This window comes from Streptomyces sp. NPDC085932, assembly GCF_044540525.1.
Lineage (GTDB): Bacteria > Actinomycetota > Actinomycetes > Streptomycetales > Streptomycetaceae > Streptomyces > Streptomyces levis.
This window is the reverse complement of record NZ_JBITSJ010000004.1, coordinates 559,750-572,710: the sequence shown is the minus strand read 5'-3', so window position 1 is coordinate 572,710 and position 12,961 is coordinate 559,750. Positions and strand designations below refer to the sequence as shown.

The 12,961-nt window shown below is 74.5% G+C and carries 9 protein-coding genes and 2 tRNA genes; 4 read left to right on the top strand and 7 right to left on the bottom strand.

What is annotated here, in order from left to right; genetic code table 11:
- Positions 1-38: 38 nt before the first annotated feature.
- Positions 39-911, bottom strand: coding sequence for a DUF2797 domain-containing protein (locus ACIGAQ_RS22875; RefSeq protein ID WP_399785503.1), 873 nt, complete (start codon positions 909-911; stop codon positions 39-41).
- A gap of 134 nt (positions 912-1,045) precedes the next feature.
- The gene (locus ACIGAQ_RS22870) at positions 1,046-1,447 is read right to left on the bottom strand and encodes an HGxxPAAW family protein (RefSeq protein WP_399785500.1); all 402 of its coding nucleotides are present in this window, start codon (positions 1,445-1,447) and stop codon (positions 1,046-1,048) included.
- A 104-nt stretch (positions 1,448-1,551) separates the two neighbouring features.
- Between ACIGAQ_RS22870 and ACIGAQ_RS22865 the strand changes: the two genes are divergently transcribed.
- The gene (locus tag ACIGAQ_RS22865; protein ID WP_399785497.1) at positions 1,552-2,028 is read left to right on the top strand and encodes a MarR family winged helix-turn-helix transcriptional regulator; all 477 of its coding nucleotides are present in this window, start codon (positions 1,552-1,554) and stop codon (positions 2,026-2,028) included.
- 103 nt (positions 2,029-2,131) lie between these two features.
- On the opposite strand, the gene ACIGAQ_RS22860 is transcribed toward ACIGAQ_RS22865, so the two are convergent.
- Positions 2,132-2,204 (bottom strand) — tRNA-Arg (locus tag ACIGAQ_RS22860).
- 197 nt (positions 2,205-2,401) lie between these two features.
- Positions 2,402-2,492: transfer RNA gene (locus ACIGAQ_RS22855), tRNA-Ser, on the bottom strand.
- Between the two features lie 243 nt (positions 2,493-2,735).
- Here ACIGAQ_RS22855 and ACIGAQ_RS22850 point away from each other — a divergent pair.
- Together ACIGAQ_RS22850 and ACIGAQ_RS22845 are read left to right on the top strand one after the other, a co-directional pair.
- Positions 2,736-3,248, top strand: a complete 513-nt coding sequence (locus ACIGAQ_RS22850) for an SSI family serine proteinase inhibitor (protein WP_311682813.1) — start codon at positions 2,736-2,738, stop codon at positions 3,246-3,248.
- Positions 3,249-3,600: 352 nt separating this feature from the next.
- A complete protein-coding gene (locus tag ACIGAQ_RS22845) occupies positions 3,601-8,493 on the top strand; it encodes a PAS domain-containing protein (RefSeq protein WP_399785492.1) in 4,893 nt (1,630 codons plus the stop codon).
- Between the two features lie 16 nt (positions 8,494-8,509).
- On the opposite strand, the gene ACIGAQ_RS22840 is transcribed toward ACIGAQ_RS22845, so the two are convergent.
- A complete protein-coding gene (locus tag ACIGAQ_RS22840; protein ID WP_311682809.1) occupies positions 8,510-9,088 on the bottom strand; it encodes a TetR family transcriptional regulator in 579 nt (192 codons plus the stop codon).
- A gap of 128 nt (positions 9,089-9,216) precedes the next feature.
- On the opposite strand from ACIGAQ_RS22840, the gene ACIGAQ_RS22835 reads away from it, so the two are divergent.
- A complete protein-coding gene (locus ACIGAQ_RS22835; protein WP_399785489.1) occupies positions 9,217-10,416 on the top strand; it encodes an MFS transporter in 1,200 nt (399 codons plus the stop codon).
- 80 nt (positions 10,417-10,496) lie between these two features.
- On the opposite strand, the gene ACIGAQ_RS22830 is transcribed toward ACIGAQ_RS22835, so the two are convergent.
- Together ACIGAQ_RS22830 and ACIGAQ_RS22825 are read right to left on the bottom strand one after the other, a co-directional pair.
- Positions 10,497-12,176: a long-chain fatty acid--CoA ligase gene (locus ACIGAQ_RS22830; RefSeq protein WP_399785486.1), complete on the bottom strand. Its 1,680-nt coding sequence runs from the start codon at positions 12,174-12,176 to the stop codon at positions 10,497-10,499.
- Positions 12,177-12,385: 209 nt separating this feature from the next.
- The gene (locus ACIGAQ_RS22825) at positions 12,386-12,946 is read right to left on the bottom strand and encodes a SigE family RNA polymerase sigma factor (RefSeq protein ID WP_311682803.1); all 561 of its coding nucleotides are present in this window, start codon (positions 12,944-12,946) and stop codon (positions 12,386-12,388) included.
- Positions 12,947-12,961 lie beyond the last annotated feature (15 nt).

Sequence of the window (12,961 nt, the reverse complement as noted above, 5' to 3'; positions counted from 1 at the left end):
TGGTCGGCGAGCCCTGGCCGGCCGACGGGTCGCGAGGGTCAGAACAGCCCGTCCTGTACGCCCGCGGCGGCCCTGAACTCCCGTACGGGCACCGTCAGTCCGGCACCGGGGGCGGGCACCAGCTCCCAGCCGGTCATCAGGCGCGTGTCGAGCACGACGACGCCGGCCCCGGTCGCCAGATGGAGATCGGGCCCGGCCGCGGCGACGAGCTCCCCGCCGACCACGCCCCCGGCGGCCAGCCCGGCCACCTCCCCGACGGCGGCGGGGACGCCCGCGAGCCCGAACGCGCCTACGTGATCGACCACGTCCAGCGGCCTGCGCTCCAGCGACTCCGGCCACCCGGCCAGCGCGACGGCCCGCGCGTGCACCTCGGCGATCTCACGGGCCCGGGCGGCCGCCGTCTCCGGCAGGGCGGCGCGCACGGCCCGCTTCTCCGCGTAGGGGATCCGGTCGGGCACCCGCAGCGCGGCCCGCAGCAGCTCCTCCGTACGGCGCGCGGCCATGAGCGGCCCGGCACCGAGCCAGCTGAAGCAGACGGCCCCCTGCTCCAGGAGCCGGGCGGGGCCCCGCTCCACGGCGGTGATCCCGACCTTGAGCATGCCGGGCCCGAACCACGCCAGGTACACGTGGTACGGCCGCGGGTCGTCCGCGAAGGTGTCCGCCGCGACGGAGTGCGCCCGGTCCAGCCGCGCGCACTCCTCGCATCGCGCCCCCGTACCGCGCGCCGCGACGACGGCCCCCACGGGGCAGGCATGCCCCCGGGCCCCCGCGCACGTCCGCACGCCGCCTTCCGCAACCCCGAAGGCCACGCGTCCGCCCCGGGCCAGCACACTGCGCCGGCCCCCGTCCCACACCAGCTCGGGCCCCTCCACGGACCACCGCAGCCCCGAGCACTTCCATGCGTGTGCCATCGCTGACGAGCGTAGAGGGGGCCACTGACAACGGGGCTCCGGAAGGGGGAGGAGCGGGGCGGCTCGGGACGGGCAGGTGGAGGCGCACCGTACGGCACGGGCCGGGCGCGGGGACACGGATCGGGGACGGTGTCTCAGCGGGCGGAGTCCGCTCGCAGTGTCGTCACCGGCTCCTGCTCTCCCTCTCGCTGGACCGGCATGGAGAGGCGGGGCGTGCCGACGGCCCGTCCGCCGCTCCGGCCGCGGCCGGCCAGCCGGCAACCGAGGCAGTCCGCGTGGCCGCCCGGCGCCGCCGAGTCCCGCACCCGCCAGTCCCATTCCGACCGGGGCCGCGCCCCCGGCCCCTTGCCCCACCCGGAGAGATGGAGCGCCCAGGTGACGAGCAGGCTCACCGCACCGATGCCGAGTCCCCCGGCGATCAGCAGGCCCGAGACCGTGCAGATCCCCGCCCCCACGGCGACGGCCCCGACGCTCGCGATGCCGAAGCCGACCCAGCCCGCGACGGTGTGCCCGTGGTCATACTGATGTGCGCTCACGTGCTTCCCCTCAGCCACGGGGTCTCCCCGGAGAACACACCCGGAACCCCTTACTTGCTAAGACTTTTACAGCACAAACATCTCACGAACTAAGGGAAATGGGAATGCAAGCCAAGCCGCGTCCGGCCGCCACGCCGGAGCAGGCACTGTCGGCGATGGACCACCTCATCGCGACTCACCTGGTCGGACAGCACGAGATCGCCCAACAGGTCGGTCTGAGCGTGACCGACCTCACGTGCTTCGCGTATGTCATCCAGGCCGGGGAGAACCTGCCCACGGCCGGGGACCTGGCGGCCCGCGTCCACGTCACCACGGGCGCGGTCACCGGCATCCTCAACCGCCTGGAGCGCGCCGGCTTCATCACCCGCCGCCCCGACCCGGACGACCGCCGCCGGATCCGCGTGGCGGCCGAGCCCGACGCGGTCGCCCGCGTCCGCGAGGTCTACGAGCCGTACTACGCCCGCCTCATGGAACTCTTCGCGGACTACTCCCCGGCCGAGATCGCGGTCCTCACCGACTGGTTCAACCGCGCGAGCACGTTGGCGGCGGACTACCTGGAGGAACACCGCCGCACGGACTGAGAACCGCGGACCGGCGGCCGAGGAGCCACCGGCCGTCGGTCATCACCACCCAGACAAAGACCGGAGGCCCTGTGGATCTCTCCACAGGGCCTCTGGTGTGCTGTGCACTCGGCAGGATTCGAACCTGCAACCTTCTGATCCGTAGTCAGATGCTCTATCCGTTAAGCTACGAGTGCTTGTTCTGTTTTATCGCCGCTCCCGGGCCTTCCGGCTCGCTCGCGGCGACAGGAAGAACATTACATGACTGCCGCCGCCATGTGAAATCCGTTAGCCATACCCCTTGTGACCTGCGGAATCGCCGTTCGGACGGGGTGTGCGAGACCCCGGGCAACGGCGAAGCCCCGGTCGGCTGACCGGGGCTTCGTGATCACGGCGGAGGCGGAGGGATTTGAACCCTCGATGGGCTTTAAGGCCCAAACCGCATTAGCAGTGCGGCGCCATAGACCGGACTAGGCGACGCCTCCACACATCCACCCGCGCGAGCGCGGGTCGGTGCGTGCCGATGATGACACAGTCGAGCGGGGTGTCACCAATCGACCCCCACGGTACTAGGCGGGAAGGGCGCAGGGCAAAGGCCTTGCCCGGTCCGGCCGGAGCCGCCACGGCAGGGCTGCGACAGGGCCGGGGGGAGGGCGCGGGGAGGTCCGAGGGGAGGGCGTGCGCGGGGGCGTGCGCAACGTCCGGGGGCGTGCCGCGTTAGTCAGGGCATGTTGCGTGCCACTCCCCGGGCCACCGCCCGCCCCGCCCTGCGGCGCCTCCTCGTCGGTGCCGCCGCCTCCGTCGCCGCCGCCGGGTCGCTGGCTGCCGTCTCCCCCACCGCGTACGCCCGGGCCGACGCGGCCGGACCGTCGTCGCCCGCCCGCGCCGGCGGCGGGCCGGACCGCGACCACCTCACCGTGACCGTGCGGAACGCGGGCGGCGGGGCCGACGGGACCTACGAGCTGTACTGCGACCCCGACGGCGGCAGCCACCCCGACCCGCGCGGCGCCTGCGCCACGCTGCAGCGGGACACGCGCTGGGGCCAGGACCTCTTCGCGCCCACCCCGGAGGGCGGCTTCTGCACCATGCAGTACGGCGGCCCGGCCACCGCGCACGTCACCGGCACCTGGGCCGGCCGCCCCGTGGACGCGACCTACGACCGCCGCGACGGCTGCGGGATCTCCCGCTGGGACCGGCTCGTGCCGCTGCTGCCCGACATGAAGGCCGCGGACAAGGGCTGACGCCGGACGAGGGAGGGACGGAAGGAAGGGCGGAAGGAAGGGCGGGCGGCTCCGGGCCGTTTGCGCCACACTCCGCCCTCATTCCGCCAGCTCCGGGCGGCTCGGCCGAAAGATACAGAAACGCCGCTCTCGTAAAGGTCCCGCGAAGGTCCCGCGACGTCGTCGCAGGAGGGCGGGCGTATGACGCTTACCCGGTCGTCAGTTCGGGGTCACTTCCTCGTGCGACCTCCCTCTCATCCGGCGTCGCGAGCGCAACCGCAGCCCTTAGACTCCCTCGCGTGACACGCCGCGGGACGGTTGGCAAGATGGCCCGAGCGGTCGGCAAGGTGCGGTAACAGGGAGGAAGCGTCTCGTGAGCAGCAGGCCATCCCGAGGCGCTGCTCGCCTCGCAGCCATACTGGACGCCCTGCCGGACGCGTTGGTGCTGGTCAATGCCAACGGGACGGTGGTCAACGCCAACACCATCGCCCTGGAGGCCTTCGAGACCCCGGGGACCGCCCTGGTGGGCCGGGGGCTGCTGGATCTGCTGCCGCAGTTCGACTCCAAGCTGATCCCGGGCTCCATGCGGCGGCCCGAACACCTGGACCCGCGGGCGCGGACCAAGCCCACCCGGATGGTCGCGCGCAGGACCGACGGGACGGAGTTCCCCGTCGAGGTCACCAGTGCGAATCTGGAGAACGGGCAGCAGGCCTACGACAGTTACGGCTACACCGGCGACGAACTGCTCATGCTCGTCGTACGCGATCTGTCCGGGACCGTCGACACCGAGGCCGAGCTCGCGCGCTCGCAGCGGCAGACCGAGATGATCCTGCGGGCCGCGGCCGAGGGCGTCGTCGGGACCGACACCGACGGACGGATCGTCCTCGTCAACCCGGCCGCCGCCCAGATACTGGGCTACCGGGCCAGCGACCTCGGCGGGCGCGAGCTGCACACACTCGTCCTGCACTCCCGCCCCGACGGCTCCCCCTTCCCCTACGACGAGTCGCCGCTGGCCGACACCCTGCGCTCCGGGCGCAAGCACCGGGTACGCGGGCAGGTGCTGTACGCCAAGGACGGCTCGCAGGTGCCGGTCGACCTGACGACCGCGCCCGTGCGCGACGGCGACCAGCTCGTCGGCGCCGTGATGACCTTCACCGACCGGCGGCCCTACGACGCCGTCGTCGAGGAGAAGGAGGCGGCGGAGCGGGCGCACGCCGAGGAGCTGGAGCGGGTCGCCGAGGAGCACGCCTCCGAGCTCACCGCCCTGCGCCAGCGGCACGTCACCGAGGTGGAGGAGCTGCGCGAGCGGCACGCCGAGGAACTCGCCGCGAACGAGGAGCGCTACGCCGCCCTCGGGGAGCGGGAGAAGGACCGCTTCGAGGCGCTCGCCGCCCGGCACGAACAACTGCTGACCCTGCTCGGGCGCTCCCTGCGCGGGCCGCTGGAGGAGCTGCGCCGCGAACTGGCCGCGCTCGCCGCCGACGACGCCGGGCAGCTGTGGCCCGAGGCCAACCAGGTGCTGCACCACCTCTCGGCCGGCTACTCGCGCATCACCACGCTGATCGACAACGTCCTCGGCTACCAGCGCCTCGACGCGGGCAGTGAGAACGTCGCCCGGACGAAGGTGATGCTCGACGCCGTCGTCGCCGCCGGTGTCGACGGGGCCGTCGAGCTGATCGGGCCGGGGCGGGTGCAGTTCGCCGTGCACGCGCCGCCCATCGAGGCCGAGGTGGACCCGCGGTTGCTCGCGACCGCCCTGGCGCATCTGGTCGCCGACGTGGCCGGTGTCGACGCGACCGGCAACACGCCCGTGTCGGCGGGCGGCTATCTGGACAACACCGTCGTGGTGGCGGCGGCGCAGCGCGGCGAGGTCGTCCGCATCGAGGTGCGCGGACCGTACGCCGGGGGCGACACCGTCCACGAGCCGATCGTGCGGGGCATCGTCCGGGCCCACGGCGGCGTGCTGCAGACGCACGAGGTGCCGGGGATGAGCGGGAGCGCGTACGTCCTGGAGGTGCCGCTCGGGGGCGGCGCCGGGGCCGTCGCGGCGCAGCCGGCGGACGAGGGTGCCGCCGCCGCTCCGGAGGAGCAGACCTCCGGGGGCGGGCGACGCCGGGCTCGGCGCGGCTCGACCGACGCGTTCCTCGACGGGGACGTTCCGGCGACCGAGGGTGACGGGGCCGCCGGTGGTGCCGGAGCCGGTGCGGCTCCGGGGGCCGGTGCGGCTGGTGCCGGTGGTGTCGAAGGGGCCGTGCCGACCGGGCGGCGCCGGCGGCGGGCCGCCGGGGAACCGGCCGCTCTTCCCGCGCAGGCGTCGGACGAGGGTGCTGCGTCGGGCGGCACCGGGCGGCGGCGCGGCCGAGCGGCCGAGGACGCCGGTGTGGCCAGTGCCGCGGGTACCGCGAGCGCCGCGGGTGCCCCTGCCGCCATCGGCAGTGCCGTCCAGGGTGTCGCCGAGGGGGCCGTGGTCACGGCTGCCGAGCACGCGGCCGGGACCGCGGCCACGGGCACGGGGCTGGGCGGGACCGTTCCGCCGCAGGGCGTGCCCGCGCCGCCGTCCGGGAGGCGGGCCCGGCGGGAGCCGGGCGAGCAGCACGCGCTGCCGCCGGCCCTGCCCGCACCGTCGTCGTCCGGGGAGACCTCCGGTGGCGCGGGCGACGCGGCGCAGGGGCAGGCTCAGCAGCCGACCGGTCGCCGGCGGCGGGCGCTGGCCGCCGCGAACGAGAGGGCGGCGGCCGCCCAGCAGGCGTCGGGGCCGCGTCCGGTGTTCGCACTGCCGCCCGCCGAGGCCGACCAGACGTCTCCGGCCGGGCAGGCGGCCGTGACGGTTCCGCCCGGCGGGGTGGGGCCGGCCGGGGCATCCCCGGCCGCCGGTGACGGTGGTGGCGGTGGCGACCAGGGGTTCGACGAGGGGCGGCACGACGCCGCGCCGCACGACCAGTCCGCCGATCACACCCCTCCGCAGCCGCATCCCACGAGCGCGCCGACCGGACGCCGACGGCGCGCCGCCGCCCCGCAGCCGGCCGAGGCGGCCGCAACGACCGGGGCTGGGGCCCAGGCGCCGGGTACGGCAGGGCCGGGCGCCGGAATGCCGGGCGCCGAAGTGCCCGGTGCCGGTGTTTCCGGGCCCGGTGCGGGAGTGCCGGGGGCGGTCGAAGGCGTTCAGCCCGTGGCGCCGGCGGCCGTGGCTGCCGTGCCGGGTGCCGCACCCGCCGTGCCGCAACCGGGGGCTGCCGCGCAGCACAACGCCGCTGGTCAGACCCCTCCCGGCCAGGCCCCTCCCGCCCAGGTTGCTCCCGGCCAGGTCGGCCACGGGCAGCCCGTTCCCGGTCAGGTCGGCCCCGGGCAGGGTGCGCCCGCACAGGTCGGGGTGCCCGCCGGTCGAATGGCGCCGGGCACGGCCGTGCCACCGCAGGGCAACGCCCCGCAGGGTGCCGTCCCCCAAGGCGCCCTCCCTCAGGCCGCCCTCCCTCAGGCGCAGAACCCGGCCGTTCCCCCTCAGGGCATGGCCCCGCCTCACGGCGTCGCACCTCCGCAAGGTGCGGCCGTACCACCTCACGGCGTCGCCGCACCAGCGCAAGGTGCCGCCGTACCCCCGCAGGGCGTCGCCGTACCGCAAGGCGTCGGTGTGCAGCCGCAGGTCGTGTCCGTGCCCGCTCAGGGTGGGCTCGGGCAGAGTGTGCAGGCCGCTCTTCCGGGGCAACTGCCGCAGGCGCCGGTGCAGGCCGGGCCGCACGGTGGTCAGCCGTTGCCGCAGCAGGGCGGCGCCGTCGCGCCGGAGCCGCAGGCCTTCGCCGGGCAGCCGCTCCCCGCCGAAGCCCCACCCGGGCCGAACCCCGCCGGCCCCGCCCTCACGACTCCGGCGCAGGGCGCCCCCGCGCCGCAGCCCTGGCCCGCCGCCGACGACCCCTCGGGAGCCGGTGTCGCCGTACCGCCGAACGGCGCGGCGGCCCAGGCCGGCACGCCGGCCCCGGGCACCCCACTGCCCCCGGAGGGTCTGCCCCGGGTCGCACAGCCGTTGCCCGCCGAGGCCGCGGCGCCCGCCGATCCCCACTCGACGCAGGGACGGGCGATCAGCGTGCGGACGCTGGGGCAGGGCGTGCCGTTCAACCGGCAGGCGGCCCAGGTCCAGCAGCCGTCGGCGACGCCTCCCCCGCACCAGCCGGGCGGCTCGGGCCGGCGCCGCAAGCTCGGCACGCCGCCCGACCCCACCGCCCGGACCGAGCAGGCGGCGCGCCCGGAAGCTGCGTCCCGCGCCGAGCAGGCACCGCGTCCCGAGCAGGCCGCCCGGCCGCATCCGGCGGCCGAGCCGACGCCCACGCCTGCGCGGCCCGCCCAGGTCCCCGCACCCGTTCCCGCGCAGCCGTCACTGGCCGGGCAGTCGCGGCCGGCGCAGATGACCGAGGGCGGCGGACGCTCGTACGCCATAGGCGCCCCGGACGAGAACGCCGCCGAGGGGCCCGAGCCGCTGGACGGGCCGGGCGGTGCCGTCGAGGTGGCCGACCCGCCGCGGCCGCAGCCGATGGACGACGAGTTGCCGCCCGAGCCGCTGGACAACCCGCGGCGGCTGCTGGTGTGGCCGGCACCGGACGTCAGCACCCAGCAGGCGCTGAGCGACCGTGGCTACCGGCCGGTGATCGTCCACTCGCGCGAGGAGGTCGACGCGCAGATCGCGGCCTTCCCCGCCGCGCTGTTCGTGGACCCGCTGACCGGGCCGATCACGCGGACGGCGCTGCAGTCGCTGCGGCAGGCCGCCGTGGCCGCCGAGGTGCCGGTGCTGGTCACGGCCGGGCTCGGGCAGGCCTCGCGGGACGCGGCGTACGGCGCGGATCCGGCGGTGCTGCTGAAGGCGCTGGCGCCCCGGGACAGCGAGCAGCACCCGCCGCGCGTGCTGCTCATCGAGGAGCACGCGGAGATCGCGCTCGCGCTGACGGCGACGCTGGAGCGGCGCGGGATGCAGGTCGCGCGGGCCGCGAGCGACGCGGACGCGGTGACGCTGGCGGGGCAGTTCCGGCCGAACCTGGTCGTGATGGACCTGCTGCAGGTGCACCGGCGGCAGGAGGGGTACGCCGGGATCGTCGACTGGCTGCGGGCGAACGGGCAGCTGAACCGCACCCCCCTCGTCGTCTACACGGCCGCCGTCGACCAGGCCGACCTGCCGCGGCTGGCGTCGGGAGAAACGGTGCTCTTCCTCGCCGAGCGGTCCACCAGCGGCGAGGTGCAGTCCCGGATCGTGGAACTGCTCAGCCGGATCGGGACCAACTAGCCGTACGTCCGGGGGGTCAGCGGGCCGTGAGCCTGCGGGCCGCCTCCTTGACCGAGGCGCGCAGGCGGTCCCGGTCGGTGTCCTCGTCGCCGACCAGGATGCGCCGCATCTGCGGGACGACGGCGGTCCAGTTGGCCAGGGCGGTCAGCAGGAACAGCAGGTCGGCGGCCGGGATCGCGTCGGTGACGACGCCCCGCTCCTGGCCGTCCCGCAGGGCGGCGACCTTGCGGCGGTAGTGCTCCTGGCGGTCGGACTCGTGGGGCAGTTCGGTGCTGCCGTACTCCAGGCCCTCCCAGAACAGCAGGCGCAGCAGTTCCGGGTGGGCGGCGTGGTAGTCCATCAGGCGGTCGATCCAGCCCTCCAGGTCGTCCGGGTCGACGGGGACGGCCTCGGCGAGGTGGAGCATCTTGCGCTCCAGGACGATGGCGAACAGTTCCGCCTTGTTGCCGAAGTAGGCGTAGATGAGCTGTTTGTTGGCCTTCGCCTCGGCGGCGATGCGGTCGATGCGGGCACCGGCGATGCCGTGCCGGGCGAACTCGGCGACCGCCGCCTCGAAGATCCGGGCCTTGGTGGCCTCGGGGTCCCTTGCTGCCATGGGGAGAGGGTAGCGCGACAGGTAACCAACTGTTTGGTTGACAGGAATGAACGGGCCGCCCATGCTGTTGGGCAGATAGCCAACCAACCAGTTAGTTGTTAGAGTCGGCTCCAAGGAGTCCTCCCCTCATGTCGTCACCGACCACGACCGCACCCCGCCGCTCGGCCCCCGCGCGGCAGGAGCGGACGCCCGCCCCCGCCCTCTTGCTCACGCTGATCGCCGTGTGCAGCGCGGTGACCGCCGCCAACATCTATCTCGCCGCGCCGCTGCTCTCGCTCATGGCCCGCGACTTCGGCTCGGCGCCCTCGGCCGTCGCCTGGATCGCCTCGGTCGCCCAGCTCGGCTACGCCGTCGGCCTGCTGTTCTTCGCCCCGCTCGGCGACAGCGCGAACCGGCGCCGGCTGGTGACCGTCCTGACGCTCGTGACCGCCGTCGCGCTGACGGCCAGTGCGCTGGCGCCGGGTGTCGGGGCGCTGGCGGTGGCCGTGTTCGTCGCCTCGGCGGCGACCGTGATACCGCAGCTGCTCGTGCCGCTGGTCGCCGAACGCGCCCCGGCGGACCGGCGGGCGCGGCATGTCGCCGCCGTGATCGCGGGCCTGTTCACCGGCATCGTCGGGGCCCGGGTGCTGGGCGGCCTGGCCGGGCAGGCCTTCGGCTGGCGCTGGGTGTTCGCCGGCGCGGCCCTGCTCACGCTGGCCCTCGGGCTCGCCACCGCCGCCGTCCTGCCCTCGCGGCGGCGCGGGACCGGCTCGCTCCTCTCCGGCCTGGCCGCCCTGCCGTCGGTGCTGCGGAGCTCGTCCGACCTGTGGCGGGCGTGCGTGCGGCAGGCCGGGATGTTCGGTGCGTGGAGCGCGCTGTGGACGTCGCTCGCGCTGCTGCTGACCGGGCCGGCGTACGGGCTGTCCACCGCGACGGCCGGCCTCTTCGGGCTGTTCGGGCTGACGGCGACCGCCGTGGCGCCGCTGGCCGGCGGACTGGTGGACCGGTTCGGCGCGGCCCGGGTCGTGCGGGCCGCCTACGGACTGGCCGCCGTGTCGGTGCCGCTGTTCTGGCTCGGCGGGCACGTGCTGGTCGCCCTGTTCGCCGCCGCGGTCCTGATCCACGCGGCGCTGGTCGCCTCGCACGTCGCCAACCAGACCCTCGCGCTGACCGCGACCTCCACCCCGGCCACCGCCAACACCGCCTACGTCGTGGCCGGGTTCGCGGGTGGCGCCGGTGCGTCGGCCCTCGCGGGAGCCGCGTACAGCCACTTCGGCTGGGGCGGGGTGAGCGTGGTCGCGGGGGTGTGGCTGCTGCTGGGGTGGGGGCTCACCCTGCGGCGGCGGTGAGGTGGCGCCGCGGCGGAGTCCCGGAGGTGCGCATGCGGCGAGGAGCCCCCGGCACGCCGGGGGCTCCTCGCCGTGGTCGGTCAGGTGAGGGACGTGACGTCCAGCTCGCCCTGCGCGTACTGCTTGCGCAGCACCTTCTTGTCGAACTTGCCGACACTGGTCTTCGGGACCGCCTCGATCACCGTCCAGCGCTCCGGCAGCTGCCACTTGGCGATCTTGCCCTCCTCGGCGAGGAAGGCGCGCAGGGTCTCGAAGTCGATGGTGGCGCCCTCCTTGAGGACGACCGTGGCCAGGGGGCGTTCGCCCCACTTGTCGTCGGGGACGGCGACGACGGCCGCCTCGGCGACGTCCGGGTGGGACATCAGGGCGTTCTCCAGCTCCACCGAGGAGATCCACTCGCCGCCGGACTTGATGACGTCCTTGGCCCGGTCGGTGAGGGTGAGGTAGCCGTCGGGAGAGATGGTGCCGACGTCGCCGGTCTTCAGCCAGCCGTCCTCGCTGAACTTGTCGGCGGGGCGCAGGGGTTCGGCGTCGGGGCCGTTGTAGTAGGCGCCCGCGATCCAGGCGCCGCGCACCTCCAGCTCACCGGCCGACTCCCCGTCCCACGGGAGGCGTTCGCCGCCCGGACCGGTCAGCCGGGCCTCGACACCGGCCGGGAAGCGGCCCTGGGTGAGGCGGTAGGCGAACTCCTCGTCGGTGCCGACCGCGGAGGCCGGCGGACGGGCGACCGTGCCCAGCGGCGACGTCTCCGTCATGCCCCAGGCGTGGCAGACCCGCATGCCCAGCTTGTCGAAGGCCTCCATGAGCGACGGCGGACACGCCGAGCCGCCGATGGTGACCTGGGTGAGGGAGGAGACGTCCCGGGGGTGCGCGGTCAGCTCCGCGAGCAGACCCTGCCAGATGGTCGGGACGGCGGCGGCGTGGGTCGGCTTCTCGCCCTCGATCATCGCGGCGAGCGGGGCGGGCTGCAGGAAGCGGTCCGGCATCAGCATGTTGACGCCGGTCATGAAGGTCGCGTGCGGCAGGCCCCAGGCGTTCACGTGGAACTGCGGGACCACGACCAGGGAGGTGTCCTCGTCGGTCAGGCCCATCGACTGGGCCATGTTGACCTGCATCGAGTGCAGGTAGATGGAGCGGTGGCTGTAGACCACGCCCTTGGGGTCGCCGGTGGTGCCGGAGGTGTAGCACATGGCGGCGGCCTGGCGTTCGTCCAGCTCGGGCCAGTCGTAGGAGGTCGGCTTGCCGGCGATGAGGTCCTCGTACTCGTGGACCCGCGCGGTGGCCTCGGCGAGCAGGGAGCGGTCGCCCGGGCCGGTGACGACCACGTGCTCGACGGTCTTCAGGTGCGGCAGCAGCGGGGCGAGCAGGGGCAGCAGCGAGCCGTTGGCGATGATCACGCGGTCGGCGGCGTGGTTGACGATCCAGGCCAGCTGCTCGGGCGGGAGGCGGAGGTTCAGGGTGTGCAGGACCGCGCCCATGGACGGGATCGCGAAGTAGGCCTCGACGTGCTCCGCGTTGTTCCAGGCGAGGGTCGCCACGCGCTCGTCGCCGGTGACGCCGAGGTCCTCGCACAGCGCGTGGGCCAGCTGGGCCGCTCGGGCGCCGATCTCCGCGAAGGAGCGGCGGTGCGGTTCGTCCTCACCGGTCCACGTGGTCACCTGTGACGTCCCGTGGATCGTCGACCCGTGGGTCAGGATCCTCGAGATCAGCAGCGGTACGTCCTGCATCGTGCTCAGCACGGCGTCCTCCCGGGGCGACATTGCCTACGCGGTGGTAAAGGTTGCGCTGATTCTGCGCACATACCACGCGGTATGTCACTAGGACCGGGTGATCGATCACATCACGCCATGCGGGCGGAACAGCTCACAGCCGGGCCGGACGACATCGGGCCGGGCTCCTCACCTGGGACTACCGGCGGTCACACACAGAGGGGTCGCCGGAGCCGGACTGCCGCAGGTCACCGCGGGACTCACTGGCGGACGAGCCCCAGTTCGGCGTCCTCGCGCAGCTTGCCCAGGGCGCGGGAGACGGCCGACTTCACCGTGCCCACCGACACGCCGAGCACCTCGGCCGTCTGGGCCTCGCTGAGGTCCTCGTAGTACCTGAGGACGACCATCGCCCGCTGCCGGGCGGGCAGCCGCATGATCGCCCGCCACATCGCGTCGCGCAGCGCCTGCTGCTCGGCCGGGTCGTCGGTGCCGGTCACCGGGTCCGGCTCGGGCAGCTCGTCGCAGGCGAACTCGTCGACCTTGCGCTTGCGCCACTGCGAGGTCCGCGTGTTCAGCAGCGCCCGGCGCACATAGCCGTCGAGGGCGCGGTGGTCCTCGATGCGCTCCCAGGCGACGTACGTCTTGGCGAGCGCGGTCTGCAGCAGGTCCTCCGCGTCGCTCGGGTTGCCGGTGAGCGAGCGGGCGGTACGCAGCAGCACCGGCTGGCGGGCCCTGACGTACGACGAGAACGACGGGTACGGAAGGGTCTGCGCCGCGGGTGCGGCCGCCTTCGAAGCGCTGGTGCAGACGAGTGGGGTCATGGCTCAACGCTATGA